Annotated in this window: 2 protein-coding genes; both read right to left on the bottom strand. The window is 59.0% G+C overall.

The genetic code is table 11. The features are described 5' to 3' along the window. Window positions 1-150: 150 nt before the first annotated feature. Entirely contained in the window at window positions 151-906 is a 756-nt protein-coding gene (istB, locus tag FBZ99_RS32895; protein ID WP_112435145.1) for an IS21-like element helper ATPase IstB, read from the bottom strand. Between the two features lie 12 nt (window positions 907-918). Then, window positions 919-2430: an IS21 family transposase gene (gene istA, locus FBZ99_RS32900; protein WP_416068575.1), complete on the bottom strand. Its 1512-nt coding sequence runs from the start codon at window positions 2428-2430 to the stop codon at window positions 919-921. Between the last annotated feature and the right edge of the window lie 194 nt (window positions 2431-2624).

Raw genomic sequence — 2624 nt, forward strand, 5'->3', positions numbered from 1 at the left:
GTGCGTATTCCGACGAAGCCGGCCATCGATTCCGATTTGAAGCCGGCCAGTCATTCCGATTTCATTCCGGCCGGCGTTCCGATTTGAAGGCGGCCATTTCTCGGACTGATCCTGGGTCTGTCTGATGTTTGGATCTGGTTTCGTTTCAGGTCAAGCTTTGGTGTTTTCGGGTGCGACTGGCGAGCGCTGTTTTCGCATACTTTCGCCGGTGAGATCGATGCGATAGGCGTTGTGAACGAGGCGATCCAGGATGGCATCGGCAAGCGTTGGGTTTGCGATGATTTCGTACCAGCGATCCAGGGGCACCTGACTGGTGATGATCGTCGAGCGCCGCTCGTAGCGGTCTTCGATGATCTCGAGGAGATCGCGCCGCTGATCATCGTTGAGTTTTTCCGGTCCCCAGTCATCAAGGATCAGCAGGTCGGTCTTGGCCAAGGATTTGAGGATCCTGCCGTATCGCCCGTCGCCTCTTGCAAGTGCGAGCGTGGCGAACAGCCGAGGAACCCGGTGATAGGCGACGGAGAAGTCTTCGCGGCATGCTTTGTGACCAAGCGCGCAGGCAAGCCAGCTTTTGCCGACGCCGGCTGGCCCAGTGACGAGGAGACTGTGATGCTTTCTGATCCAGTCGCAGCCGGCAAGCGCCATGAACAGGTTGCGATCGAGGCCGCGAGCGGCCCGAAAGTCGGCATTCTCGATCTGTGCATCATGGCGTAGTTTGGCGGCCCTGGCACGGGCTTCGAAGCGCTTCTGTCGGCGCATGGTGGCCTCCCGTTCGAGCAGTATGGAAAGCCATTCTCCATGCTCAAGACCGCGGGCTTCGGATTGTGCGTCAAGCTCCTGGAAGGCTGTTGCCATGCCGTAAAGGCCGAGTTCGCGCAGCATGTCGATGGTGGGATTGATCAGCATTGGTTTGTCTCCTCAATGAAAGTAGTCGGGGCCACGCAGATTTGCGTGATCAACGATGGCCGTCGGTTCGGTGGAATGGCGCGCGGCCCTGTGGTTGGCCAGGAGCGAGGCGATGCTCTTGCAGTTCAGACCGCCGATCTCGACAGCGCGAGCTGACACCGCCTCGGCCCGATCTCGCGTGATATCGCGAAACAGGCGCAGAATGCCCAGGCATGTTCGAAAGCCCTGTTCAGGATGCGGACGACTGGCAAGAACAGCAGTGATCAAACCTTCGGTCTGCGGCCCAATGGATGCAGCCCAGCGCCGAAAGCGATCGGGTGTCCACTCGGCATATCGCCGATGGGAACTGGGCATATGATCCGGGTCGGTTCCATGCCGAGTGCCGCCATACCGCCGCTGATGAACGGCGACGCGCTTGCCGCGGTGGAAGATCTCGATGGTGCGTGCCGTCGCTCTCAAATCAACCTGCTGGCGAATGAGGCCATGCGGTACGGAATAGAGGAAGGTCTTGAACTCGACGTGATAATCGGTCGACACGCGGACCAAACGCCATTCGGCGAATTCGTAGTCTTCACCGGGAAGATTGGCGAGCGCGGCGCGCTCGACACTCTCAAACAGCTGCCGGCGACTGACGCCGAGCCGGCGCATGACATGATCATTGATGCGATCGAGTGCCTGGCCAATGGCAGCATTAGCCTCAGCAAGCGAGAAGAACGTGTGATTGCGCAGACGCCCTAAGATGCACGATTGGGCAAAACGGACCCCGTTCTCAACTTTAGATTTGTCCCTGGGCTTTCGTGGCCGTGCTGGAAGAACGCCGACGCCATAGTGAGAAGCCATCATGCCGTAGCTGCGGTTGATCTCGGGATCATAGAAACTGGCGCGACTGACGCCTGACTTCAGATTGTCGGGAACGATCAGCCGGGGAACGCCGTCAAAGAAGCGGAACATCCGGACATGTGAGCCGATCCAGTCCGGCAGTGTTTGCGTCCAGGTCGCCTCCGCATAGGTGAAGCTAGACGCGCCCAGCACCGCCACGAATATCTCCGCTTCGCGGATCTCGCCGGTCTTGCGATCAACGATCGGAATCTTCTTGCCGGAATAGTCGACGAAGACCTTGTCGCCGGCCGCATGCTCCTGGCGCATCGTCGGCGAAAGCCGTTGCTCAAAGCCACGGAAGAGCTCACAAAAGCGACTGTAGCCGTAACCCTCTGGATGCGACCCACGATACTCCTCCCAGAGGATAAGCAGGGTGACGCCGGGCTTCTTGAGCTCGACGGCAAGCTCGGCCCAGTTGGGTTCGACGCGTCGTCTCGTGCCCTGTTTGACGCCATTGCGCGCAAAGAGCTTGTTCTCGAGCGCGTCATCGGTCAGTTCCCCCGGTAGGGGCCAGCTCAACCCAACTGCTGCTGCGCGCTGAAGATTATCCTGCACCGTACTGCGGGCTATTCCCAATACGACGGCGATCTCGCGGGAGCTCGTCCCGCTTCCGGCAAGCCGAAGCATTTGTCTTAATTGTCTCATGGTCAGCCTTCTCTTTGCCGGCATCAAAATGTCCTCGTTCATCGCGAGGTGATTGATGCCAAAGTTGCTGACCCAGGGGGTATCTTCAGTGCCGAAAACTGGCCGGATTTTGATTGGAATGGTGGCCGGCTTCAAATCGGAATGGTGGCCGGTCTTTGGTCGGATTGGCGGCCGGCTTCACGTCGGAATCCGCA

This window comes from Rhizobium sp. ERR 1071 (assembly GCF_007828675.1).
Classification (GTDB): Bacteria; Pseudomonadota; Alphaproteobacteria; order Rhizobiales; family Rhizobiaceae; genus Rhizobium; species Rhizobium dioscoreae.

Bases quoted from the DNA above. Each gene is read 5' to 3' on its own strand.
- istA (WP_416068575.1), bottom strand. From the start codon at position 2,430: ATGAGACAATTAAGACAAATGCTTCGGCTTGCCGGAAGCGGGACGAGC.
- istB (WP_112435145.1), bottom strand. From the start codon at position 906: ATGCTGATCAATCCCACCATCGACATGCTGCGCGAACTCGGCCTTTAC.